Source organism: Streptomyces sp. NPDC043952 (genome assembly GCF_056435325.1).
In genome coordinates this window covers 260,112-283,606 of sequence record NZ_JBWKES010000001.1, presented here as the reverse complement: position 1 = coordinate 283,606, position 23,495 = coordinate 260,112, and the positions used below count along the sequence as shown (strand labels likewise).

25 protein-coding genes and 2 tRNA genes are annotated in these 23,495 nt (G+C 73.8%); 20 read left to right on the top strand and 7 right to left on the bottom strand.

Annotation, left to right across the window (positions count from 1 at the left end; translation table 11 throughout):
* Positions 1-166 precede the first annotated feature (166 nt).
* From AC069R_RS01330 to AC069R_RS01315, 4 genes are all read left to right on the top strand, one after another.
* Positions 167-694: a winged helix-turn-helix transcriptional regulator gene (locus tag AC069R_RS01330; protein ID WP_478763507.1), complete on the top strand. Its 528-nt coding sequence runs from the start codon at positions 167-169 to the stop codon at positions 692-694.
* 117 nt (positions 695-811) lie between these two features.
* Positions 812-1,126, top strand: coding sequence for a DUF6412 domain-containing protein (locus AC069R_RS01325; RefSeq protein ID WP_478763505.1), 315 nt, complete (start codon positions 812-814; stop codon positions 1,124-1,126).
* A 92-nt stretch (positions 1,127-1,218) separates the two neighbouring features.
* A complete protein-coding gene (locus AC069R_RS01320) occupies positions 1,219-1,935 on the top strand; it encodes a YidC/Oxa1 family membrane protein insertase (RefSeq protein WP_478763504.1) in 717 nt (238 codons plus the stop codon).
* A 135-nt stretch (positions 1,936-2,070) separates the two neighbouring features.
* Positions 2,071-2,928, top strand: coding sequence for a fumarylacetoacetate hydrolase family protein (locus AC069R_RS01315; RefSeq protein WP_478763502.1), 858 nt, complete (start codon positions 2,071-2,073; stop codon positions 2,926-2,928).
* Between the two features lie 709 nt (positions 2,929-3,637).
* Here the strand turns inward: AC069R_RS01315 and AC069R_RS01310 are convergent.
* The 3 genes from AC069R_RS01310 to AC069R_RS01300 form a co-directional block, all read right to left on the bottom strand.
* Positions 3,638-4,513, bottom strand: a complete 876-nt coding sequence (locus AC069R_RS01310) for an LLM class F420-dependent oxidoreductase (RefSeq protein ID WP_478763500.1) — start codon at positions 4,511-4,513, stop codon at positions 3,638-3,640.
* Positions 4,514-4,632: 119 nt separating this feature from the next.
* Entirely contained in the window at positions 4,633-5,145 is a 513-nt protein-coding gene (locus AC069R_RS01305; protein WP_478763498.1) for a heme-degrading domain-containing protein, read from the bottom strand.
* Positions 5,142-6,206 (bottom strand): Gfo/Idh/MocA family protein, encoded by a 1,065-nt coding sequence (locus AC069R_RS01300; RefSeq protein WP_478763496.1) that lies wholly within the window; start codon positions 6,204-6,206, stop codon positions 5,142-5,144. The genes AC069R_RS01305 and AC069R_RS01300 overlap by 4 nt, the downstream gene beginning before the upstream one ends.
* A gap of 71 nt (positions 6,207-6,277) precedes the next feature.
* Here AC069R_RS01300 and AC069R_RS01295 point away from each other — a divergent pair, with 71 nt between their 5' ends.
* The 13 genes from AC069R_RS01295 (at position 6,278) to AC069R_RS01235 (ending at position 18,099) form a co-directional block, all read left to right on the top strand.
* The gene (locus AC069R_RS01295) at positions 6,278-7,426 is read left to right on the top strand and encodes an ROK family transcriptional regulator (RefSeq protein WP_478763689.1); all 1,149 of its coding nucleotides are present in this window, start codon (positions 6,278-6,280) and stop codon (positions 7,424-7,426) included.
* Between the two features lie 140 nt (positions 7,427-7,566).
* Positions 7,567-7,902: a hypothetical protein gene (locus tag AC069R_RS01290; protein WP_478763494.1), complete on the top strand. Its 336-nt coding sequence runs from the start codon at positions 7,567-7,569 to the stop codon at positions 7,900-7,902.
* Positions 7,903-7,955: 53 nt separating this feature from the next.
* Positions 7,956-8,237 (top strand): hypothetical protein, encoded by a 282-nt coding sequence (locus AC069R_RS01285; RefSeq protein ID WP_478763492.1) that lies wholly within the window; start codon positions 7,956-7,958, stop codon positions 8,235-8,237.
* A gap of 683 nt (positions 8,238-8,920) precedes the next feature.
* The gene (locus AC069R_RS01280; RefSeq protein ID WP_478763490.1) at positions 8,921-10,006 is read left to right on the top strand and encodes a hypothetical protein; all 1,086 of its coding nucleotides are present in this window, start codon (positions 8,921-8,923) and stop codon (positions 10,004-10,006) included.
* A gap of 38 nt (positions 10,007-10,044) precedes the next feature.
* Complete coding sequence (locus AC069R_RS01275) at positions 10,045-10,800, top strand: GntR family transcriptional regulator (protein WP_478763488.1); 756 nt, start codon at positions 10,045-10,047, stop codon at positions 10,798-10,800.
* A 152-nt stretch (positions 10,801-10,952) separates the two neighbouring features.
* On the top strand, positions 10,953-12,077 hold the full coding sequence (locus tag AC069R_RS01270; protein ID WP_478763486.1) for a TIGR03364 family FAD-dependent oxidoreductase: 1,125 nt from the start codon (positions 10,953-10,955) through the stop codon (positions 12,075-12,077).
* 8 nt (positions 12,078-12,085) lie between these two features.
* Positions 12,086-12,784 carry an HAD family hydrolase gene (locus tag AC069R_RS01265; RefSeq protein WP_478763484.1) on the top strand — a complete coding sequence of 233 codons (699 nt, stop codon included), beginning with the start codon at positions 12,086-12,088 and terminating at the stop codon, positions 12,782-12,784.
* 1 nt (position 12,785) lies between these two features.
* Positions 12,786-13,838: an ABC transporter ATP-binding protein gene (locus tag AC069R_RS01260; protein WP_478763482.1), complete on the top strand. Its 1,053-nt coding sequence runs from the start codon at positions 12,786-12,788 to the stop codon at positions 13,836-13,838.
* A complete protein-coding gene (locus AC069R_RS01255) occupies positions 13,828-14,712 on the top strand; it encodes a 2-aminoethylphosphonate ABC transporter permease subunit (protein ID WP_478763480.1) in 885 nt (294 codons plus the stop codon). The genes AC069R_RS01260 and AC069R_RS01255 overlap by 11 nt, the downstream gene beginning before the upstream one ends.
* A complete protein-coding gene (locus tag AC069R_RS01250) occupies positions 14,699-15,496 on the top strand; it encodes an ABC transporter permease (RefSeq protein ID WP_478763478.1) in 798 nt (265 codons plus the stop codon). Before AC069R_RS01255 ends, AC069R_RS01250 begins: the two co-directional genes overlap by 14 nt.
* 42 nt (positions 15,497-15,538) lie before the next feature.
* Entirely contained in the window at positions 15,539-16,594 is a 1,056-nt protein-coding gene (locus AC069R_RS01245; protein WP_478763476.1) for a 2-aminoethylphosphonate ABC transporter substrate-binding protein, read from the top strand.
* A 106-nt stretch (positions 16,595-16,700) separates the two neighbouring features.
* Positions 16,701-17,480 carry an HAD-IIA family hydrolase gene (locus AC069R_RS01240; RefSeq protein ID WP_478763474.1) on the top strand — a complete coding sequence of 260 codons (780 nt, stop codon included), beginning with the start codon at positions 16,701-16,703 and terminating at the stop codon, positions 17,478-17,480.
* Positions 17,481-17,586: 106 nt separating this feature from the next.
* Positions 17,587-18,099: a hypothetical protein gene (locus AC069R_RS01235; protein WP_478763472.1), complete on the top strand. Its 513-nt coding sequence runs from the start codon at positions 17,587-17,589 to the stop codon at positions 18,097-18,099.
* Between the two features lie 43 nt (positions 18,100-18,142).
* Here the strand turns inward: AC069R_RS01235 and AC069R_RS01230 are convergent, their stop codons facing one another.
* Complete coding sequence (locus AC069R_RS01230; protein ID WP_478763470.1) at positions 18,143-18,814, bottom strand: FadR/GntR family transcriptional regulator; 672 nt, start codon at positions 18,812-18,814, stop codon at positions 18,143-18,145.
* A 123-nt stretch (positions 18,815-18,937) separates the two neighbouring features.
* Positions 18,938-19,011, bottom strand: a tRNA-Lys gene (locus AC069R_RS01225).
* Positions 19,012-19,186: 175 nt separating this feature from the next.
* Here AC069R_RS01225 and AC069R_RS01220 point away from each other — a divergent pair.
* The 3 genes from AC069R_RS01220 to AC069R_RS01210 all read left to right on the top strand — a co-directional run bounded on the left by AC069R_RS01220 (position 19,187) and on the right by AC069R_RS01210 (position 22,451).
* A complete protein-coding gene (locus AC069R_RS01220; protein WP_478763468.1) occupies positions 19,187-20,482 on the top strand; it encodes a peptidoglycan-binding protein in 1,296 nt (431 codons plus the stop codon).
* Positions 20,483-20,557: 75 nt separating this feature from the next.
* The gene (locus AC069R_RS01215) at positions 20,558-21,721 is read left to right on the top strand and encodes an SPFH domain-containing protein (RefSeq protein WP_478763466.1); all 1,164 of its coding nucleotides are present in this window, start codon (positions 20,558-20,560) and stop codon (positions 21,719-21,721) included.
* 124 nt (positions 21,722-21,845) lie between these two features.
* Positions 21,846-22,451: a lytic polysaccharide monooxygenase auxiliary activity family 9 protein gene (locus tag AC069R_RS01210; RefSeq protein WP_478763464.1), complete on the top strand. Its 606-nt coding sequence runs from the start codon at positions 21,846-21,848 to the stop codon at positions 22,449-22,451.
* Positions 22,452-22,497: 46 nt separating this feature from the next.
* Here the strand turns inward: AC069R_RS01210 and AC069R_RS01205 are convergent.
* Positions 22,498-22,571: transfer RNA gene (locus tag AC069R_RS01205), tRNA-Lys, on the bottom strand.
* A gap of 87 nt (positions 22,572-22,658) precedes the next feature.
* The gene (locus AC069R_RS01200; RefSeq protein WP_478763462.1) at positions 22,659-23,417 is read right to left on the bottom strand and encodes an IclR family transcriptional regulator domain-containing protein; all 759 of its coding nucleotides are present in this window, start codon (positions 23,415-23,417) and stop codon (positions 22,659-22,661) included.
* Positions 23,418-23,495: the final 78 nt, after the last annotated feature.

Below are 23,495 nucleotides of genomic sequence, written 5' to 3'. Positions count from 1 at the left end.
CACCTCCTGCACTCCATGCGCCTTTCGCGCCTCGCCCACTGCGGCGGAATCGGGCCCGGTCATGGCAAGTCCTCAGTTCGGTCAATGAACCTAGCTGTCCCGGCCACCGTAACACCGTCGGTTCGGTGACTGAACCGAACGTCGGAAAGTGGCTACAGTGGAGGGCATGGCACTGGGCAAGGACTACGCGACACAGGAGTGCTCCATCGCCCGCGCGCTGGAGATCGTCGGCGAGCGCTGGACGCTGCTCGTCGTCCGGGACGCGCTCTACGGCGTACGGCGCTACAACGACTTCCTCGTCCACCTCGGCATCCCGCGCGCCGTCCTCGCCGCCCGGCTCCAGACGCTGACCGCGGAGGGGATCCTGGAGAAGCGCCGGTACCAGGAGTCGCCGCCGCGCGACGAGTACGTGCTCACCGAGCGCGGCATCGCCCTGTGGCCCACCCTGCGCGCCCTCGCCGCCTGGGGCTGTGACCATGTCGTCGGCGTCCGGCTGCGCTACTTCCGGCACGCCGGGTGCGGCGCCGAGATCGGGCCGTACGCCGCATGCGTCCGGTGCGGAACCGTCGTGCCGGCCGGCGACGTCGTCATGGAGCCGGGCCCCGGACTCGATCCGGACCCGGCGGACCCGGTCAGCCGCGCCCTGCTCAAGCCGAAGCGGCTGCTGGAGCCCATGGAGATCGAACAGGCGTAGAACAGGCGGACGGTGAACGGCGCCCGGCGAACAGGCATAATCGAGCGGGCACCGTCGAGTGCCGGCCAAGCGCCGATCGGAGACGATCAGGGAGGGGGGATGACGATGAGCCGGACCATGAGCCGCGGAACCGGCCGTGCCGTCGCGTTCCTGCTGGCCCCCCTGCTCTTTCTGCTTCCCCTCGCGATCCTCGACACCGGCGGCCTGACCACCGCCGTCGCCCTCGCCGCGACGGCCGCCGCCGGTTCCGCGCTCGCCCTGTGCACCCTGATCGCCGCCGGCTGCGCCCCCGCCGTGCCGCCCACCCGGATCCGTACGGCGATACGCGACCGCGCCCGGCGCACGGCCTTCCTGCCCCAGCGTGATCCCGACGCGCGCGGCCGCCGCAGGCCGCGGGCGCCCGGACGGACCCTTCCGGCGACCGCCGCGTAGGGCCCGTATCCCCCGTATTTCCCGGCCCCGCGCGGGTCGTCCTGCCGATATCTCCTTTTTCCGGCACGACGAGACCCCCGGAGGGCTCACCCATGTCCGTCTTCTCCGTGTTCGCACACCTGGTCGAGCGGCTCGCCGACCTGCTCGCCCCGCTCTGCCACGGCTCCGCGACCGCCGCCGCGATCGTCCTGTTCACCGCGCTCGTACGACTCCTCGTCCACCCCCTCTCCCGCGCCGCCGCGCGGGGGCAGCGGGCCCGCGCCGCGCTCCAGCCGAGGATCGCGGAGCTGCGGAAGCGGCACGCGAAGGACCCCGAGCGACTGCGGTCGGCGATCATGGAACTGCACACCGCGGAACAGGTCTCGCCCCTGTCCGGCATCCTGCCGAGCCTGCTCCAGCTCCCCGCGTTCTTCCTCCTCTACCACCTCTTCTCCAGCACCTCCGGCAACGCGCTGCTCGCCCACCGGCTGTTCACGGCGCCCCTCGGCGGCCGCTGGGCCGACGCGCTCGCCGGCGGCGGGGTGTTCGGCGGCGCCGGACTGGTCTACCTGGGCCTCTTCGCCCTGGTCGCGGGCGTCGCCACCGTCAACTACCTGCGGACGAAGCGGCAGCTCGCGCAGAACCCGGTCATGGCCGCCGGTGGCGGGGAGCCGGTGCCGGGGCTCGGGGCGGTCGGCAAGGTGATGCCGTTCCTGTCCTTCCTCACGCTGGTCAGCGTGGCCGTCGTACCGCTCGCCGCCGCGTTGTACGTCGTCACCAGTACGACGTGGAGCGCGGTGGAGCGGGCCGCGCTGTACCGGCAGTCGTAGGCGCGCGACCCGGAGTTACGGTCCAGTACGTGAACAGGGTCTTGCCGGGTGGACGGTGTGCTTGGAGGATCGTCCAGCCCTGCCGATGGCTGCACCCGTCGGCCGGGCGCCCGCGATCGAGGGAGATGGTGACCCATGAAGCTGCTGCGAGTCGGTGCGGCGGGGGCCGAGCGGCCCGCGCTGCTCGACGCCGACGGAACCTTGCGCGACCTGTCCCCGCTCGTGACCGACATCGACGGGGCGCTGCTTGCCGACGCCGCCGCGCTCGGGCGGGTGCGGGAGGCGGCCGCCGCCGGTGAACTGCCCGTCCTGGACGCGGCGGGGCTCCGGATCGGGCCGCCGCTCGGGCGGATCGGGAAGATCGTGTGCATCGGGCTGAACTACCACGACCACGCGCGTGAGACCGGCGCCGAGCCGCCCGCCGAGCCGGTCGTCTTCTTCAAGGCGCCGGACACGGTGGTCGGGCCGGACGACACCGTGCTGGTGCCGCGCGGCTCCGCCAAGACCGACTGGGAGGTGGAGCTGGCCGTCGTCATCGGGCGCACGGCGCGCTATCTGGAGTCGGCCGAGGAAGGACTCGCGCATGTCGCCGGGTACGCGGTCGCGCACGACGTCTCCGAGCGGGAGTTCCAGATCGAGCGGGGCGGGACCTGGGACAAGGGCAAGAACTGCGAGACGTTCAACCCGCTCGGGCCGTGGCTGGTGACCGCGGACGAGGTGCCCGATCCGCAGCGGCTGTCGCTGCGGCTGTGGGTCAACGGGGAGCTGAAGCAGGACGGCACGACGGCGGAGCAGATCTTCCCGGTGGGCGAAGTGGTGCGCTACGTCAGCCAGTTCATGACGCTGTACCCCGGTGACGTGATCAACACGGGGACACCGGCCGGAGTGGCGATGGGGCATCCCGAGCCGAAGCCGTACCTGCGCGCCGGGGACGTGGTGGAGCTGGAGGTCGAGGGGCTGGGGCGGCAGCGCCAGGAGTTCAAGGACGCGTAGCGCTCCGCTGGGATGGCCGGGGGGTGTGAGTCCGCCGGGACGGTCGGTGGAGCGCGGCTTCGTCCGGGGTGGCCGGGGGTGTGGCTTTGTCCGGGGTGGCCGGGGGGGCTCTGCCGGGGTGGCCGGGGGAAGTGGCCTCGTCGGGACGGTCGGAGGGGTGCGGCTTTGCTGGGGTGGCGGGCGATGCGGCTCCGCCGGGACGGCCGGGGGTGTGGCTCTGCCGGGATGGTCGGGGGGTGTGGCTCTGCCGGGTCGGTCGGAGGGGTGTGGCTTTGTCCGGGGTGGCCGGGGGGGCTCTGTCGGGGTGGCCGGGGGAAGTGGCCTCGTCGGGACGGTCGGAGGGGTGCGGCTCCGCTGGGGTGGCGGGCGATGCGGTTCCGGGGGGATGGTCGGGGGGTGTGGCTCTGCCGGGTCGGTCGGAGGAGCGCGGCTTCGTCCGGGTCGGCCGGGGAGGGGTCTGCCGGGGTGGCCGGGGGAAGTGGCCTCGTCGGGACGGTCGGAGGGGTGCGGCTTTGCTGGGGTGGCGGGCGATGCGGTTCCGGGGGATGCGGTTTCGGCGCTGGGTGGGGTGGGTGGCGTGGGCGGTCGCGGTCGCGCGGCGCGGTCGTACGTCGAGACGGCCCCGCCTCCGGGCTGGGCGGGGCCGGTCGCGCGTGTCGACGGTCCCGCCCGGCCCGGTCGTCGTGCCGGGGGCGGGGGTGCGGGCCGGTCACCTCAGCAGCAGGGCCAGCCTGCGCCACTGCTCCCTCGGGATGGTCTGGCCGGTGGTCTCCGTGACCACCTGGAGGGCCACGTGGTCGGCGCCCGCCTCGTGGAAGGCGTGCACACGGCTGCGGATCCGGTCGTCGTCGCCCCAGGCGAAGACCGCGTCGATGAGCCGGTCGCTGCCGCCGTCCGCGACATCGGACTCGGTGAAGCCGAGGCGGAGGAAGTTGTTGGTGTAGTTGGGGAGTTCGAGGTACCGGGCCAGGTAGGCGCGGGCGATGCCGCGGGCGCGGCTCGGGTCCTGCTCCAGGACGACCTTGAACTCCGGGGCCAGCAGCGGGCCTTGGCCCAGGATCTCGCGGGCCTTCGCGGTGTGCTCGGGGGTGACCAGGTAGGGGATGGCGCCGGCCGCGCGGTCGCCGGCCAGCTTCAGCATCTTGGGCCCGAGGGCGGCGAGGACGCGGCGGCCGGCCGGGACACCGGCCTTGTCCAGCTCGTCCAGGTAGCCGGTCATCGCGGAGTAGGGGCGGTGGTAGCCCTCGACGCGGGGACCGTGGCTTACGCCGAGGCCCAGGATGAAGCGGCCGGGGTGGGACGACTCCAGCCGGGCGAACTCGGCCGCGGTCGTGGCGGCGTCCTGCTGCCAGACGCTCTGGATGCTGGTGCCGACGGTGATGTGGTGGGTGGCCTCGATGAGCGGGGCGGCGTGCGCGGCGGTGCTGTTGCCGCCCAGCCAGATCGCGCCGAAGTCGAGTTCCTCCAGCTCGGCGGCGGCGTCCTCCTGCTCACCGCGGCGGGCGGGGTCCTCCGCGCGCAGCGCGACGTCCCAGACGCCGTGCCGGCCGATGCGCTGCTTCAGCGGGCCTGTTGTCTCACTCATGCGGGCGATCCCTCCGGAGGATGGGCGGTGCTGGCGTGATCGTCACGTCTGTGCCCACTGCCAACCGGAGGGGGTCCCCGCTGATTCCCGACTTCCCTCGGTCCGGCTGCCGGGTTCCCTCAGTCGGCCGAAGGGGCGAGGGGCTCCCGCGGGCGGCCGAGGAACTGCTCCAGCGCCGCCACCACCAGCCGGTGGTCGTCCACCTGGGGCAGTCCCGAGACGGTCACGGCGCCGATGACGCCCGCGTGCTCCAGCCGGATCGGGAAGGAACCGCCGTGGGCCGCGTAGGCGTCCGGGTCCAGGCGGGAGGAGTTCTCGAAGGTGGTGCCCTTGGCCCGGAAGCGGCAGCCGACCAGGTAGGAGGAGGCGGCGTAGCGCTCGGCCACCCGGCGCTTGCGGACGATCCAGACGTCGTTGTCCGGGGTGGAGCCGGGCAGGGCCGCGTGGAACAGCTGCTGTCCGCCGCGGTGGATGTCGATCGCGACCGGCGCCCGGTGCTCGCGGGCCAGCCCGACCAGCAGGGAGCCCAGCTCCCAGGCGTCGTCGTACGTGAACCGGTCGAACACCAGGCGCCGCTCCTGGTCCTCCAACTCCTCGATGGTGGGCGCGAGTTGCTGCTGCTGTGCGGTCACAGGGTCACCGTCACCTTCTCCTGGGCGGACCTGCGGGCCGCCTCCAGTACGTCGAGGGCGGCGGCCGCCTCAAGGGCGGTCACCGGGTTGGGGCCGGCGCCGGCGAGGGCGGCGGCGACGGCCGTGTAGTAGGCGGGGTAGTCGCCGGGCAGGGTCTTCACCGGGGTGCCGCCGCCGGTCAGCGGGGATTCCCCGGCGCCGATCCGGCCGTACAGCTCCTCGGGCTCCGCACCCCACCGGGGTCCGGGGCGCAGGCCCTCGCGCAGGGCGGCCTCCTGGGGGTCGAGGCCGTACTTCACATAGCCCGCCTCGGAGCCCAGCACCCGGAAACGGGGGCCGAGTTGGGGGGTGGTCGCGGAGACGTGGAGGTGGGAGCGGACGCCGCTCCGGTGGGTCAGCGCGATGAAGGTGTCGTCGTCGGCCTCGGCGCCCGGACGGCGCACGTCCGCCTCCGCGTACACCTCGGCGGCCGGGCCGAACAGCACCAGGGCCTGGTCGACGACATGGCTGCCGAGGTCGTAGAGCAGACCGCCGATCTCCGCCGGGTCGCCGGACTCGCGCCAGCCGCCCTTGGGCTTCGGGCGCCAGCGTTCGAAGCGGGACTCGAAGCGGCGCACCTCGCCGAGCGCGCCGTCCGCGAGCAGGGCGCGCAGGGTGAGGAAGTCGTTGTCCCAGCGGCGGTTCTGGAACACGGACAGCAGCAGACCGCGGTCCTCGGCGAGGGCGGCGAGCGTCCGGGCCTCGGCGGCGGTGCCGGCGACCGGCTTGTCCACCACCACGGGCAGGCCCGCCGTCAGCGCCGCGGTGGCGAGCGGGACGTGCGTCTTGTTCGGGGAGGCGATGACGACCAGGTCCAGCTCACCGGCGCGGGCGAGGAGTTCTTCGGGGTTCGCGGCGAGGGTCACGTCCGGGAACGCGTCGCGGGCCTGGCGCTGCCGCTCCGGGTTCGAGGTGACGACCGTGTCGAGGACCAGGCCCTCGGTGGCGGCGATCAGGGGGGCGTGGAAGACGGAGCCGGCGAGGCCGTAGCCGATCAGGCCGACGCGGAGGGGAGTGCTCATGCCCCCCACTTTCGCAACGCTGTTGCCAAAGTGCAAGCGGTGGGGAGAATGGGTGAGTGAGCGAGGACAGGGTGGACAGCGGGGCAGGGGTGCGGCGCGAGCCGGTCGCCGGGCGGGCGGGAGCGAACCTGGGGGCGGTGCGCTCGCACAACAGCGCGCTCGTGCTGGGGCTGCTGCGCGGGGCCGGGGCGGAGGGCATCAGCCGGCTGGAACTGGCCGAGCGCACCGGGCTGACCCCGCAGGCCGTCAGCAAGATCACCGGGCGGCTGCGGGAGGCGGGCCTCGCGGCGGAGGCGGGCCGGCGGGCGTCCACGGGGGGCAAGCCGCGCACGGTGCTGCGGCTGGTGCCGGAGGCGGCGCACGCGGTGGGGGTGCAGCTGGACCGGGACGCGCTGCGGGTGGTGCTCGTACGGCTGGACGGGGCCGTGGTGGGGGAGCGGCGCGGCGAACTGGACCTCGGGGCGGGCGCGGAGGCCGTGCTCGGGGTGGTCGTGGAGGAGGTCACGGGGCTGGTCCGCTCCTGTCTCGGGCCCTTCGGGGAACTGGCCGGGGCCGGGTCGCTGCTGGGGGTGGGGGTGGCCCTGCCGGGGCCGCTCGACCACGCACGCGGGGTGCTGCACCGGGTGACCGGGTTTCCGGGGTGGGACGGGTTTCCGCTGCGGGACGCGCTGCACGGGCGGCTGGGGGTGCCGGTGGTGGTGGACAAGGACACCAACGCGGCGGCGGTGGGGCTGGCGGCCGGCGGTGAGGGCGGGTCGTTCGCGTACCTGCACCTCGGTACGGGCCTCGGGGCCGGGCTCGTGATCGGCGGGCGGGTGCACCGGGGGGCGCGGACCGGGGCCGGGGAGTTCGGGCACCAGGTCGTCCAGCTGGACGGGCCGCGCTGCGCGTGCGGGGACCGGGGGTGTCTGGAGGCGCTGTGCCTGTCCGCGGTGGCGCGGGGCGAGGTGGCGGCGGCGGCGCGGGCGCTCGGGGTGGGGGCCGGGAACCTGGTGGGGCTGCTGGACATCGACCGGGTGCTGCTCGGGGGGCGCACGGTGCTTGCGGACCCGGAGCCGTTCGTGCGCGGGGTCTCGGCGGTCCTGGACGCACGGGCCCGGCGGGAGGGGCTGGGCGCGGGCGCCGCGGTGGCGGTCGTACGGCAGGGGGAGCGGGTCGTGGCGGAGGGGGCGGCGGAGATGGTGCTGGGGGCGGGGGTGTTCGGGAGGGGGGAGGGGTGACGGATCCCTGGGGACGACCCCCCGCCGGTGAGGGGGCTGGCGGGCGGTCGTTTTCGAGCGCGCCGCGCGAGCGCCGGATCCGGATGTGGGTACTCATGCTGTGGGGGTTGCTCGTGGGACGGAGGTGTCCGATGAGGTGGATGAAAACCAGAGTGGCCGTCGGGGCGATCGGGCTCGGTCTGCTCTGCGTGTCGGGCGGCGGCACGGCCGTCGCGGCGCAGGACGCGGGCACCCGGTACTGCGGAGCCGATCCCGCCTCCGGGCTCGGCGTCCTGGCGAGCAAGCCGGTGACCTGCGGCGCGGCCCTCCAGGTCGCGGCGGCCTACACGAAGGTCTGGCACGGCGCGGCGGCCGGGGCGCAGGTGCGGGCGGCCGGGGCCCGGTGGGCGTGCGGGGAGCGGCAGGGGAATCCCGACCCGTACCAGGTTTGCGTGGAGGTCCGGGACAGCGGGCGCGTGGTCACGTTGTCCTCCTGACTCGGCGTCACCATCCGTACACACCCTCAGCATCCGTCACAGCGGAGGTTCCCATGAGGTCCATACGACCGTTCGCGGCCGGAGCGCTGGCGCTGCTCGCCTTCTCCGCCGCCGCGCCCGCGGCCCACGCCGCTTCCCCGACCAACTGCGACAAGGCCCTGGCCGCCGCCCAGAAGGCGGAGCGGTCCTACGACGCCATGAAGGCGGACCTGCTGCGCGGCATCGCCGACGGCGGACACCCCGACGCCTCCCAGCGGCGGGCGCTGCAACAGGCCGAAAGCCTCCGGAACTCGACGGCCACCGAGGCGGAGCACGTCTGCGCGGGCGCTTCCTGAGCGGGCCGAGTGTTCCGGTGCTTGCCGGTCCGGCCGACTGCCTCCGCGTTCCCCGGACTGGCCGACTGCCCCAACGCTTCCTGACCCGGCGCACCATCCCGGTGCTTCCCGGATCGGCCGAGTGTCCGGGCAGGTGCCGGGCCGGTTGACCGCCCCGTCGTTTCCCGGACCGGCTGCGTGCCTTGGCGCTTCCCGGCCCGGTTGACCGCCTCGGCGCTTCCGGGTCGCCTGGGCGACTGCCTCGGTGCTTCCCGGATCGGCCGAGTGTCCGGGCAGATGCCGGGCCGGTTGACCGCCCCGTCGTTTCCCGGACCGGCTGCGTGCCTTGGCGCTTCCCGGCCCGGCTGGCCGCCTCCGCGCCTCCGCGCCTCCGCGCCTCCGCGCCTCCGCGCCTCCGCGCCTCCGCGCCTCCGCGCCTCCGCGCCTCCGCGCCTCCGTGCCTCCGTGCCTCCGCGCCTCCGTGCCTCCGGACCCGGCCGACTGCCCCGGTGCTTCCCGGAACCGGCCGCCTGCCCCGGCACTTCCCGGACCGGCTGACCGCCCCGCTGCTTCCCGGACCCGCTGACCGCCCCGGCGCTTGCCGGACCGGTCGGCCGGGTGCCTCCGCCGATCGAGGGGTGTCCGGGGTCGTCCCGGAGTGGCGGTCCGGTCCCGCGGCCCCGACCCGGCATGGTCATGTGTTCATGCGACTGCGCTCGTCCTCGTCCCCCGGCCGCATCTCCCGCCACCCCCTCGCGCATCCCCTCACCCTCGCCGCGGCCACCGCCCTCGCCCCGCTCCCGGCCGCCCTCCTCACCCCCCTTCCGGCCGCCGCCCTCGCCCCCCTCCCGGCGTCGGTCCCCGCCGGTCCTCTCCCGGCGTCGGTCCCCGCCGGTCCTCTCCCGGCGTCGGTCCTCGCCGGTCCTCTCCCGGTGTCGGTCCTCGCCGGTCCTCTCCCGGTGTCGGCCCTCGCCGGTCACCTCCCGGCCGCCGCCACCCCCGCGCCCTCCTGTGCCGCGCCCGGTGACCACGACTTCCCGCTGGCCACCCGGATCCGCGGTGGCCCCACCGAGTACCAGCCCGGCGCCGGTGCCGTCGCCTGGTACATCGACCTCACCAACACCACCCGCCGCTCCTGCGCGGGCATCCACCCGGTCGTCGTCCTCGTCGACGACCGGCACGAACTGAAGGCCGGCCAGGCACGGCTGGACTTCGACGACGGCTCCCGCGTCCGCCCCGTGACGTTCGAGAGCACCGACGAGAAGGAGTTGGTCGGCGTGCTGGACGCACCCGGATTCGGCGGTCTCACCGTGGCCCCCGGCAAGACCGTCAGCGTGCGGGTCCGCCTCGCGCTCACCCGTGAGGCCGCCGTACCCGACCAGGTCACCGCCAACGCGGCCGCCGTACAGCGGCGCGGCCAGGACGGGGACTGGGTCGGCGAGTCCAACGCCTACCGGTTCGGGGTCGGCACCCCGATGTCCCCGGCCCCCGAGCCGCCCGGAGACCAGGACGGCACCCCGGTCGCACAGGACCTCTCGGGCACCGGCACGGCCACGGCTCCGGAGCCGACGCAGGGCACCGGCAGCCCAGGCACCGGCACCGGTACCCCCGACCCCGCCTCCTCCGCCGCCCCCTCCCTCCCCCTCGCCCAGGACGCGCGGGAAGCCGGGAGGCGCGCCCGTGAACTCGCCCGCACCGGTCCCGCCCTCACCCACGGCCTGCTCGCCGCCGCCGGTGCCCTGCTCTGCGTGGCCGGCGCCGCGTTCCTGCTGGCCCGCGCGCGCCGCTGAGTTGAGGCGCCCCCACCCCCGTCTGCGACGATCCCTGCGTGGACTACCCCTTTGAGCAGGCCCCCGGCGCCCCCGTCCGGTCCGGCATCCCCGAGCACGGCCGGATCCCGAAGTACTACGCGGTGAAGGCGAGGATCGCCGCGCTGCTGGAGCAGCTGGGGCAGGACAGCGTCATCCCGACCGAGCGGGATCTCGCCGAGCGGTACGACGTCGCCCGCGAGACCGTGCGCCAGGCGGTGCGGGAGCTGGTGCTGGAGGGGCGGCTGCGCAGGCGCGGGCGCGGGACCGTGGTGGCCGGGCCGAAGCTGGCCCAGCCGCTGTCGCTGGCGAGCTACACCGAGGGGGTGCGCCGCCAGGGCCGTACCCCCGGCCGTACCCTCGTCGGCCTCGACCGCTTCCCCTGCCCGCGGGCGCTGGCCGCCGAGACCGGGCTGACGCGGGGCGAGCCCGTCTGGCACCTGGAGCGGGTGCTGCTCGCGGACGAGGAGCGGGTCGGCCTGGAGAGCACGTACGTCGCCGTCGCGCGGGTGCCCCGGCTGGACACGGACTTCGACGCCGACTCCTCCTTCTACGGCTATCTCGCGGCCCGGGGCATCCGGTTCGGCGACGCCGACGAGCGCCTGGAGACCGTGCTCGCCACGCCCCGTGAGGCGCTGCTCATCGGGACCCCGCCCGCGCTGCCGATGCTGCTGATCCACCGGGTGTCCCGCGACACCGACGGCCGCCCCCTGGAGCGGGTGCGGTCGCTGTACCGGGGGGACCGGTTCTCCTTCACCACCCACCTCCAGGGCTGAGGGCGTCCCTTTTCAGCGGGAAGATCGGTATATGTGCGCCACCCTGTAGGTTACGTTAAGATAACGGGTCTAGCCCAAACGTGATGGGCGGTTCACGCTCCCGTCGACCGGCGGACGACTCCGGTTACCCGCCCCCGAGGACCGTGGGCGGCGTGAGAGTGACAGTCGTCGGAGGCGGCGTGATCGGCACCATGCACGCCTGGCAAGCAATCGAACGTGGCCACGAGGTCGTCCAGATCGAGCGGGAGGCCGAGGCGCGCGGCGCCTCGCTGCGCAACTTCGGGCAGATCTGGGTGAGCGGCCGGGCCGGGGGAGCGGAACTGCAGACCGCGCTGCGGGCACGGGAGCTGTGGGAGGGCATCGGCGGCCGGGTGGCCGGGCTGGGCTTCCGCGCCACCGGCTCCCTGACCCCGGTGCGCACGGACCTGGAACTGGCCGTCGCCGAGGCCGCCGTGGCCCGCGCGGACGCCGCCGCCCGCGGCTACAAGCTGCTGACCCCGGCCGAGGCCCGCGCGCTCAACCCCGCCCTGCGCGGCGAGTTCACCGCCGCCCTCTACTGCGAGCGGGACGCCGCGGTCGAGCCGCGCACCGCGCAGCTCGCCCTGCGCGCGGAGCTGCGCAGGTCCCCGAAGTACACCTTCCTGCCGGGCCGCGAGGTCCGCGAGGTGACCGGCGCCGGGACCGTTCGCGACGACCACGGGGACGTGCACCGCGCCGACGCCGTGGTGCTGGCCACCGGCGCCTGGCTCGGCGGTCTGGTCCGCGAGCTGGCCGGGCCCGGCCTGCCCGTGCGCCGGGTCCGGCTCCAGATGATGCAGACCGACCCGCTGGGCGAACCGCTGCCGACCTCGGTCGCGGACGGCGACAGCTTCCGCTACTACCCGGCCTACGCCTCCGCGGCCCTCGACGCGCTCAACGCCGGCCAGCCGCAGCCCGAGACGGCGGCCGCACACAAGATGCAGCTGCTCATGGTGCAGCGCGCCGACGGCGGTCTGACCATCGGCGACACCCACGAGTACGAGCACCCCTTCGCCTTCGACACCGTCGAGGAGCCGTACGAGCACCTGACCGGCGTCGTGGAGAACCTGCTGGGCCGGCCGCTGCCGCGCATCCGGCACCGCTGGGCGGGCGTGTACGCGCAGTGCACCGACAAGACCCGCGTCGTGCACCGCCAGCAGGTCGCCGACGGGGTGTGGCTGGTCACCGGGCCCGGCGGGCGCGGCATGACCTGCTCCCCCGCGATAGCCGAGACCACCGCGAACGAACTGGGCTGGTGAGCACCCCCATGACCGACACCTTTGCCGACATCCGGCTCGTCGTCCTCGACATGGCCGGTACGACCGTCGCCGACGGCGGGCTCGTGGAGCGTGCCTTCGCCGTGGCCGCCGCCGAACTCGGCGTCCGGGAGGGCACCGACGAGCACGCCGGGCACCTCGCCTACGTCCGCGCCACCATGGGCGAGTCCAAGATCTCCGTCTTCCGGCACCTGTTCGGGGACGAGGAGCGGGCCCGGCGCGCCAACACCGCCTTCGAGAAGGCGTACGGCGAACTGGTCGACGGCGGCCTGATCGCCCCCGTCCCCGGCGCCCGCGAGACCATCGAGGAACTGCTCGCGGGCGGCCGGACCGTCGTCCTGACCACCGGCTTCGCCCGGATCACCCAGGACGCCATCCTCGCCGCCCTCGGCTGGCGGGACCTGGTGCCGCTCACCCTGTGCCCGGCGGACGCCGGCGGGCGCGGGCGGCCCTACCCGGACATGGTCCTGGAGGCGTTCCTGCGCACCAGGGCCGCCGAGGACGTACGGCAGGTCGCCGTGGTCGGGGACACCGCGTACGACGTGCTCAGCGGGGTGCGCGCCGGGGCCGGACTGGTCGCCGGGGTGCGCACCGGGGCGCACGGCGACGAGGAGTTCCGCGCGGCGGGCGCCGGCCACGTCCTGGACTCCGTGGCCGGCCTGCCCGCGCTGCTCACGGGAGCCCGGTGAGATGAGCATCCGCTTCGATTCCGTCACGGTCGCCTACGACGGCACCGTCGTCCTCGACTCCCTCGACCTGACCGTCGAGCCCGGCGAGGTCATGGCGCTGCTCGGGCCCTCCGGCTCCGGCAAGACCACCGCGCTGCGGGCGGTCGCCGGGTTCGTCCGGCCCGCGTCCGGGCGGGTGTTCCTCGGCGGCCGGGACGTGACGGACCTGCCACCGTACCGGCGGGGCATCGGGATGGTCGTCCAGCAGTACGCGCTGTTCCCGCACATGCGGGTCGAGGAGAACGTGGCCTTCGGGCTCAAGGCGCGCGGCACGGCCAAGGCCGAGATACGCCGGCGGGTCGGCGAGGCGCTGGAGATGACCGGCATGGCCGGCTACGCCCGCCGCCATCCGCGCGAGCTGTCCGGCGGCCAGCAGCAGCGCGTCGCGATCGCCCGCGCGCTGGCCATCCGGCCCGACGTGCTGCTCCTGGACGAGCCGCTGTCCGCGCTCGACGCCCGGCTGCGTTCCGGGATGCTCGCCGAACTCGCCCGGCTGCACCGCGAGTTGCCCGAGGTGTCGATGCTGTACGTCACCCACGACCAGGTCGAGGCGCTGACGCTGGCGGACCGGATCGCGGTGATGGACAAGGCGCGGCTCCAGAGCTGCGGCACGCCCAGGGAGCTGTACCGGGCGCCGGCGAACGAGTTCACCGCGTCCTTCGTCGGCGGGGCCAACCTGCTGCCTGTGACGGTGAGTTCGGAGAGCGTCGACTTCGCGGGCCGGGAGGTGAAGGTCGACACGGCGGACGTGGCCGCGGGGGCGCGGGCCACGCTGTGCGTACGGCCGCATCTCGTGGGGATCGGGGAGGGCCCCAACCAACTCACCGGTGTGGTACGGGAGATCCAGTGGCGGGGGGCCACGCACCGGCTGTACGTCGGGGTCGGTGACCACCAGGTCATGGCCGACGTACGGGAGTTGAGGAATCCGCCGGGGCGGGGGGACGAGGTCACGCTGCACTTCGCGGCGGACGACGCGGTGCTGCTGCCCGCGGGGGTGGCCGGCGATGACAAGTGACCCGGCGCTGGTGGCCGTGCCCACCCGTTCCGCCCTGCGGAACGATCGCCCACGGCAGTGGGGCGCCAAGCTGTGGGCCCTGCCTCCCCTCGCGCTCCTCGCCCTCTTCTTCCTCTACCCACTCGCCCTCGTCGTCCAGCAGTCCTTCCGGCCGGACAGCGGCGGGACCTCCGTCCAGCCGTACGCCGATGTGTTCGCCTCGGAGGCGTTCCGGCACGCGCTGTGGACCACCGTGTGGCTGGCGCTCGCCTCGACCGCCGGGTGCCTGGTGCTCGGGTTCCTGCTGGCGCTGGTGATCGCGTTCGTGCCGTTCCCCGGAGCGAGGGCGGTGGCGCGGTTCGTGGACGTGTTCCTGTCCTTCCCGTCCTTCCTGATCACGCTGGCCCTGCTGTTCATCTACGGCAGCGTCGGCATGGCCAACGGGGCGTGGACCGATCTCACCGGCGCCGCGCAGGGGCCGTTCCAGTTCCTGAACACGCCCTGGGGCGTGCTGCTCGCGGAGATCACCTACTTCACGCCGTTCGTGATGCGCCCGCTGCTCGCCGCGTTCTCGCAGCTGGACACCGCCCAGCTGGAGGCGGCCAGTTCGCTGGGGGCGCGGGCACCCAGGATCGTCCGCAGGGTGATCCTGCCGGAGGCGCTGCCCGCGCTCGCGGCCGGCGGCAGCCTCGTCCTGGTGCTCTGCCTCAACGAGTTCGGCATCGTGCTGTTCACCGGCGCGAAGGGGGTCACCACCCTGCCGATGCTCGTCTACAGCAAGGCGATCCTGGAGTCCGACTATCCGGGCGCCTGCGTGGTCGCCGTCGTCAACGTCCTGATCTCCGTGGGCCTGTACGGCCTCTACCGGGTGGTGAGCCGTCGTGCTGGTGCATAGCCGGGGGGCCAGGTGGGCCCTGTGGGCGGTGTTCCTCGTCCTCTTCCTGCCGCTGTTCGCGCTGCCGCTGCTCACGGTGCTCGGCGCCTCCTTCGCCACCCACTGGTCCAGCGTCCTGCCCTCGGGCCCGACGCTCGCCAACTACCGTTCCGCGACCCGCGGCGAGGCTCTCCAGGCGCTCGTCACCAGCCTGCTCACCGCCACCGGCGCCAGCCTGCTCGCGCTGGCCGCCGGCACCTGGGCGGCGCTCGCCGGGGCCGCCCTGGGGAAACGCGGAAAGCGGGTGCTGGACGCCCTGTTCGTGCTGCCGGTCGCCGTGCCCTCCGTGGTGGTGGGCCTGTCGGTCCTGGTGGCCTTCTCCAAACCGCCGCTGCTGCTCAACGGCACCCGCTGGATCGTGATCCTCGCGCACACCGTGCTGGTCACCGCCTTCGCCCACCAGTCCGTGTCGGCGGCCATCACCCGCCTCGACCCGGCCTACGAGCAGGCCGCCGCCGCCCTCGGCGCCCGGCCCTCCTACGTGCTGTGGCGGGTACGGCTGCCCCTGCTGCTGCCCTCCCTGACCGCGGCCGCCGGCCTCTGCTTCGCCCTGTCCATGGGCGAGCTGAGCGCCACGATGATGCTCTATCCCCCGGACTGGACCCCGCTGCCCGTCCTGATCTACGCGGCCACCGACCGCGGCGCGCTGTTCACCGGCTCCGCCGTCGCCGTGGTGCTGATGGCCGCGACCCTGCTCGTCCTGTTCGCCGTCTCCCGGATCCGCACCCGAGCGTCGTACCGCTGACCCTCCCGACCGCCCTGAAAAACGCCAGGAGTTCGTTCCGCCATGTCCAGAACCCGCGTCCCGCTCGCCATCGTCCTCGCCCTGCTCGCCGCCCCCGCGCTGTCCGCCTGCGGTTCCTCCTCCGCCGCCTCCGACGCCAAGGAGGTCACCGTCTACAGCGCGGACGGCCTCAAGGGCGAGAACGGGGACGGCTGGTACGACAAGGTCTTCGCGGACTTCACCAAGAAGACCGGTATCAAGGTCAAGTACGTCGAGGGCGGCTCGGGCGAGGTGGTGCAGCGCGCCGTGCGGGAGAAGAGCAACCCGCAGGCCGATGTGCTGGTCACGCTGCCGCCGTTCATCCAGGAGGCCGACGCCAAGGGCCTGCTCCAGAAGTACGAGCCCGAGGGTTCCACGGCGGTCAGCGGGGCCGACAAGGCGCCCGACGGCACCTGGACCTCCGTCGTGAACAACTACTTCGGCTTCGTCTACGACAAGAAGGAGCTGAAGCAGGCGCCGAAGACCTGGGACGACCTGCTCGACGCCCGGTACAGGAACAAGCTCCAGTACTCCACGCCGGGCGTCGCCGGCGACGGTACGGCCGTGCTGATCCAGGCCATGCACGACCTCGGCGGCAAGGACCAGGCCCTCGCCTACCTGAAGAAGCTCCAGGCCAACAACGTCGGCCCGTCCGCCTCCACCGGCAAGCTCGCGCCCAAGGTGGACAAGGGCGAGCTGCTCGTCGCCAACGGCGATGTCCAGATGAACTACGCCCAGTCCAAGACCATGCCCAACCTCGGCATCTGGTTCCCGGCGGGCAAGGACGGCAAGCCCTCCACCTTCGCGCTGCCGTACGCCGCGGGCCTGGTCACGAAGGCCCCGCACAGCGCCAACGGCAGGAAGCTGCTCGACTTCATGCTCTCCCAGCAGGCGCAGGCCCAGGTCAGCTCCATCGGGGGCGGCTTCGCGGCCCGCGAGGACGTCAAGGCCACGGACGCCAACGCCATCGCCCTCACCAGGCTGATGGACGGCGTCCAGTTCTTCGAGCCCGACTGGAACGACATCGACAAGAATCTGACGTCGTACGTCGAGGACTGGAAGTCGGCGACGGGCAGCTGACCGCCGGGACACGGATCGGCCGCGGCTGACTACGCTGGGGGCGTCGGTACGCCGTGGTTCCGGCGCCCCCGCCCGTAGATCTCACGCATGCCAGGAGACGCACAGCATGGCAGACCGCAAGCCGATCACATCGTGGCTCACCGACATGGACGGCGTCCTGATCCACGAGGGCGTGCCGATCCCCGGTGCCGAGGACTTCCTGAAGAGGCTGCGCGACTCGGGCCGCCCCTTCCTTGTCCTCACCAACAACTCCATCTACACCGCCCGCGACCTGCACGCCCGGCTGCGCCGGATGGGCCTGGACGTGCCGGCCCAGAACATCTGGACCTCGGCGCTCGCCACCGCCCAGTTCCTGAACGACCAGCGGCCCGGCGGCAGCGCCTATGTCATCGGCGAGGCCGGCCTGACCACCGCGCTGCACGACATCGGCTACGTCCTCACCGACCACGAGCCCGACTTCGTGATCCTCGGCGAGACCCGCACCTACTCCTTCGAGGCCATGACCAAGGCCGTCCGGCTGATCAACGACGGCGCCCGGTTCATCGCCACCAACCCCGACAACGTCGGCCCCTCCACCGAGGGCGCGCTGCCCGCCACCGGCTCGGTCGCCGCCCTGATCACCGCCGCGACCGGCCGCAAGCCCTACTTCGTCGGCAAGCCCAACCCGCTGATGATGCGCGCGGGCCTGAACGCGATCGGCGCCCACTCCGAGACCTCCGCGATGATCGGCGACCGCATGGACACCGATGTGCTGGCGGGCCTGGAGGCCGGTATGCGCACCTTCCTGGTGCTCAGCGGGGTGACCCGGCCGGAGGACGTGGACGGGTACCCGTTCCGGCCCTCCCAGGTCGTGGACTCCATCGCGGACCTCGTCGACCTCATCTGACGTCCGGCCCCCGCACCCGTCTCACCCGGATGGAGCAGCGGGGCGCCCTCCGGGATGCGGGGGCGCCCCGGCCGGGAGAACCTCCTTACGTGTCTGGAGGTTCACGATGGGCTCACTACCCCTCACTGTGTGCAGCGGTCTGCTGGCCGTAGCCGCGCTCGGCCCGACGGCCCAGGCCGCCCACGCGGCCGACGGCGGTGCCCTCGCCGCGGCGCCCGCGGCCCCCGCGCCGGGGACCGAGGTGACCCTGCGGGTCAGCGGCTGCACCGGAAGGCAGGCCACCGCCGCCTCGCGCGCCTTCACCGCCGACGCCCGTCTCACCGGCGCCCGCAGCACCCTCTCGGGCCGGGCCCGCGTCGGCTCCACGGTCGGGCCGGGCGCCTACGACGTCAGGGTCACCTGCGCCGACCGGGTGGTGGACGGCAGGATCACGGTCGTGGCCGGGGACGGCGGCGGAAGAGTCTTTGCCGCTCCCGTCGACGCCACCGCGCACTTCGCCACCGTGGCCACCAGCGGCTCCGGACCCGACACCGCGCAGGCCCTGACCGGTCTCGCGCTGGCCTCGGTCGCCGCCGTCGCCGTGGGCCTGCGCACCCGCCGCGACCGCCGCCCCCGCTGAACCCGCCGCGCCGGCCGCGGTCGGCTCACCCGGTCGAGTCGGCTCACCCGGACAGGCGTGTCCGCACGTTCCCGAAGTGGTCCCTTATGGCGCGCTCCGCCCGCGGGGAGTCCCCGGCGCGCACCGCGTCCAGGATCTCCCGGTGCTGGCGGCAGGTCACCCGCGGTTCCTGCGGCACGTCCACCAGATCCCGGCGCACCCGGTGGAAGGCGTCCCAGAACGCCTCCAGGACCTCGCTGAGCAGGGCGTTGTCCAGGCCCCGGTAGAGCGTGGCGTGGAAGGCGCGGTCGGTGTCCGCGAGACCGTCGCCGCGCGCCGCCTGCTGTTCCATGCGGTCGACCAGCGCGTCCAGCTCGGCCAGGTCCGCCGCGGGCAGCCGCCCGGCGAGCCGGGAGACGAGGCCGGTCTCCACGGCCTCGCGCAGTTCGAGGAGCTGGAGCAGCGAGTCCTCGCCCCGGTAGTGGCCGACGACCGTGCGGAAGGCGAGGCCCTCGATCATCGGCGCGAACGACATCGGGCCGACGTACGTCCCGAAGCCGTGCCGGATCTCCACGATGCCCATCGCCTGGAGCGCCTTCAGCGCCTCGCGCACCGAGTTCCGGCTCGCCCCGAGGAACTCCATCAGCTCCGGCTCGGTGGGCAGCGGGGCGCCGGGGGGCAGCCGCCGGTCCACGATCAGCTTCTTGATCCGCTCCTGAAGGTCCCGCGCCGCCATGACCAGAGCGTAGCGGCCCACCCACCGACGGACGCCCCCGGCAACGGGCATGCGGAGCCGCGCAAAACAGAGATGGCGACCCAGGTCCGCGTTGTCCGCGAACATGGATCGCCATCGTCATCGTGCGCCGCCAGGGACTCGAACCCCGGACCCGCTGATTAAGAGTCAGCTGCTCTAACCAACTGAGCTAGCGGCGCCTGCTGACAGAGAGAACTCTACCTGACCTGCGGGGGTGCTCCGAACCACCGGGGAGGGGCGCAGGAGGGGCCGTACATCATTCGGACCGTCAAAGTGCGCGTTCCGTGGACAGTTGGGAAACTGATCAACGTGCACACAAGCGGACAAAAACACCATGAATGTGAGGCAGATCGCATGACCGCTCCGGTGTTCGAGGAGTTCGAACCCGCGCGCGACTGCGACTGCCCCGGCTGTGTCCACCGGCGCCGCGCCCGCCGCCGCCAGCTGCCCGGCCGTCTCGCCCAGCTCCCCGCGAGACGCGGGATGGCCGTCGTGGCCGCCGTGTCCGCCGCCCTCGGCGCGGTGACCCCGGCGGCCGCGCTGCCCGCCGTCCTCCCCGCCGGCCACCCCCCGCACCGCCAGGCCGTCCCCGGCGACGGCGAGAGCGCGACCCCCCAGGGCCCCCCGTCCCCGCTGCACGGCCGGGGCCCCGTCCGCCCCGGCGCCGCCCGCACCCCGCACACCACCCGCAACGCCATCATCAAGCGGGCCAAGTCCTGGGTGACCGCGAAGGTGCCGTACAGCATGGGCAGCTACTGGACCGACGGCTACCGGCAGGACTGCTCGGGCTACGTCTCCATGGCCTGGGGCCTGGGCAGCAACCAGTGGACCGGCAGCCTCGCCCAGTACGGCGTGAAGATCACCAAGTCCCAGCTCCAGCCCGGCGACATCCTGCTCTACCACAACACCGCCAACCCCCAGAACGGCTCCCACGTGGTGATCTTCGGCGGCTGGACGGACTCCGCCCACACCCACTACAAGGTCTACGAGCAGACACCCCCGCACACCCGCAGCCAGACCACGCCCTACCCCTACTGGAGCAACACCGGCAAGTACGTCCCCTACCGCTACAAGGGCCTGTCCACCGGCAGCGAGGGCGCCGAGGCGGCGGACGGCAAGACCTCCCCGGACTTTCCGGGCGCGGGCGCCTTCGGGTCCGGCGCGGTCAACGAGTACGTCACCCAGCTGGGCCAGATGCTGGTGGCGCGGGGCGCGGGACCGTACTACCCCGAGGGTCCGGGCCCGGTCTGGAGCGAGGCGGACCGGCGGGCCACCGAGGCGTTCCAGCGGGCCCAGGGCTGGCAGGACGCGCAGGCCGACGGGCTGCCGGGTCCGCGCACCTGGGAACTGCTCACCTCCGGCCGGGGCCGGGACATCCCCCCGGACGCGCCGGAGCCCGCCGCCAACGGCGTGCCCGGCTACCCCGGCAAGGCCTACTTCCGCGCGGGGCAGAGCAACGAGTACGTCACCCGGCTGAGGAGCCGGCTGACCCGCAAGGGATTCGGCCGGTTCCCCGACGACGATCCCGGACCGCGGTGGGGCGAGGCGGACCGGCAGGCCGTGGCGGCCTTCCAGCGCAGCCAGGGCTGGCGGGGCGGCGCGGCCGACGGCTCGATGGGCCCGGAGACCTGGCGCCGCCTGTTCTCCTGAGCCCCGCCCCGACCGCCGTACGCATCCCATCAGTTCCCGTTCATGACGCATCTGGCGCGGAGGCTGGAGGCACCCATGAGTACGACCACCTCGCACACACCGTCCGGTTCCGAGGGTCACCCCTGGTCGGCCACGGCCACCGGCACCCGCCCGGCCCGGCTGATCCGCAACGAGTCCACCACCGAGATCCCGGTCCATCTGCTGTTCCGCGACGACCCCGGCGGCCGGGACGGTCGCGGCGGCGACCGCGATCCGGTGGGGCCGCCGCTCGCGCCCGCCGTGGTGGGGCGCCGCCAGGGCACCGGTGAACTGCCGCGCGCGAGCCGCCCGGCGCCGGCGCGGCGGCACCCGCTGCCCCGGATCGACCCCGAGCTGACGGAGCGTCCGGCGCGGGTGCTGCCCGGTGCGGCCGGGGTGCTCGCCGGGGCCTGCGGGGTCGCCGGCTGCCTGGCCGCCTCCTGGTGGGCGGGGGTGCTGCCGCCGCTCGCCGCCCAGGCGCTGCGCCTGCCGGAGCCCGCGGGCGCGGGGCTCGGACCGGCGCAGTGGGCGGCGTACGCCGGGGCCGGGCTGCTCGGCGCGGCGGGGTTCGGCGGGCTGGCCCGCGGGCGCACCGGACGGGCCTGGGTGGTCGGCCTGTTCGGCCGCTACCAGGGGACGGTACGGCGCACCGGGCTGCTCTGGGTCAATCCGCTGCTGCGGCGCCGGCGGGTCGACGTGCGGCTGCGGCACTGGCGCAGCGAGGCGATCCCCGCGGCCGATCCGGGCGGCACGCCGCTGCGGGTGGTGGTGCTGGTGGTGTGGCGGGTGCGGGACACCGCGCGGGCGGTGCTGGGCCTGGAGGACCATGAGCGGTATCTGCGCGAGTGCGTGGAGGCGGCGCTCGCGCGGGTGCCGGTGGAGCCGGCGGGCGGCGTGGGCGGCGGGCCCGCGGCGGCGGGGGAGCGGCTGACCCGGCTGGTGACGGCCCAGACCGCGCCGGCCGGTCTCGAGGTGTTCTCCGTGCAGCCGCTGCGGGTGGAGTACGACCCGGAGATCGCGGCCGCGATGGAGCGCCGCCGGATCGCCGCGCTGGACGCCCGGCAGCGGGCCAGCGTGCTCAGCTCGGTGGTGGACTCCGTGGAGGACACGGTGACCCGGCTGACCACGCGCGGCCTGGTCGAGCTGGACGACGACCAGCGCAAGGTGCTGGTGCGGGACCTCACGGTGGCGTTCTGCGCGGGGCGCGGGGAGCAGGTGTAGCCGGGAGCAGGTGCCGACGCCACTGGTATGGACATGACCAAGTGACGCCCATAACCTGTGACTTGGTCTAGACCTTCCTCCGTGGCGCCTCCCTGAACTCCCCACGTTCTCCAGGAGCGGCAGTATGCGAACCAAGACCAGAATGTCCGCAGTCGTGCTCGGCGTGGTGACCGCCGGAGCGTTCGCGCTCTCCACCGGCGGCGCCAGCGGACACGGCTACACCGACCTGCCCATCAGCCGGCAGAAGCTCTGCGCCAACGGCACGGTCAAGGGCTGCGGCGACATCCAGTACGAGCCGCAGAGCGTCGAGGGTCCCAAGGGCTTCCCGGCCGCCGGGCCCGCCGACGGGCAGCTCTGCAACGGCGGTGTGGACCGGTTCGCCCAGCTCAGCTCGCCGACCACGCCATCCGGCGCCGCCTGGCCCACCACCCAGGTGACCGGCGGGCAGTCGTACACCTTCCGCTGGCAGTTCACGGCCCGGCACGCCACGACGGACTTCAAGTACTACGTCACCAAGCAGGGCTGGAACCAGAACCACCCGCTGTCCCGCTCGGACCTCAACCTCACGCCGTTCCTGACGGTGCCCTACAACGGCCAGCAGCCGCCGGCGACGCTCAGCCACAGCGGCATCCTGCCGACGGGCCTGTCCGGCCACCATGTGATCCTCGCGGTCTGGACGATCGCCGACACGGGCAACGCGTTCTACGCCTGCTCGGACGTCACCTTCTAGGCGAACGAAAAGGGCCCCTCACCGAGGTGAGGGGCCCTTTTCGCTGTGCGCCGCCAGGGACTCGAACCCCGGACCCGCTGATTAAGAGTCAGCTGCTCTAACCAACTGAGCTAGCGGCGCGTGACTCTCGCCTTCCGCTTCCCGCGGCCGGCGACGAAGAAAATACTACCTGGTCCTCAGGGGTGCTCGTGACCACCCGAGGGCCGCCTAGATCGCCAGCGAGAGCAGCACCGGCGCGGCGCTCCGGTTCAGCGTGTCCGCGGCCTGCTTCAGCCGGTGCGCGTGCTCCACCGGGAGGGACACGGCCAGGCAGCCCACCGAGGCGCCCGCGGTGATCGGGACCGCCGCGCAGACCGTGCCCACCGCGTACTCCTGGAGGTCGAGCACCGGCACCGTCGGCGGCTGGGACTCCAGGCGGGACAGCAGCAGCTTGTCGCTGGTGATGGTGCGCGAGGTGAGGCGGGCCATCTTGTGCCGGGCGAGGTGGTCGCGGCGCGCGTTGTGGTCCAGCTGGGTCAGCAGGCTCTTGCCGACCGCCGTGGCATGGGCCGAGTAGCGGAAGTCCACCCACTCGTTGACCGCGGGGGCGGCGGGCCCGGCGGCGTACTGGGTGACCTTGACCTCGCCGTCGACGTACCGGCTGATGTAGACCGCCGCGCCGACCGAGTCGCGCAGCCGGTCCAGCATGCGCTGGAGCTTCTCGGTGAGGGCCCGCTCGCGGTCCCGCACCGAGGTGAGCCGGCGCAGGGTGTCGCCGGTGGTGTACGCCCCGCCGCCGATCTGCTCCACGTACCCCTCCCGGCGCAGCATCCGCAGCAGCAGGGTGAGCCGCTCGGGGCCGAGGCCGGTGTGCCGGGCCAGCTCGGTCTCGGTGACCCCGGCGGCGGTGCGCGCCACGGCCTCCAGCACGCGCAGCGCGTCCTGGACGGAGTGGTACGGGGCGGTCGGCTCGTGCATCAGCGCCACGGTGGGTCCCCCCTGCGCTCGCTTACTGGGCCGTGGATTTCCGGACGGTGCGGCGATACCACGATAACGGGCAAAGGG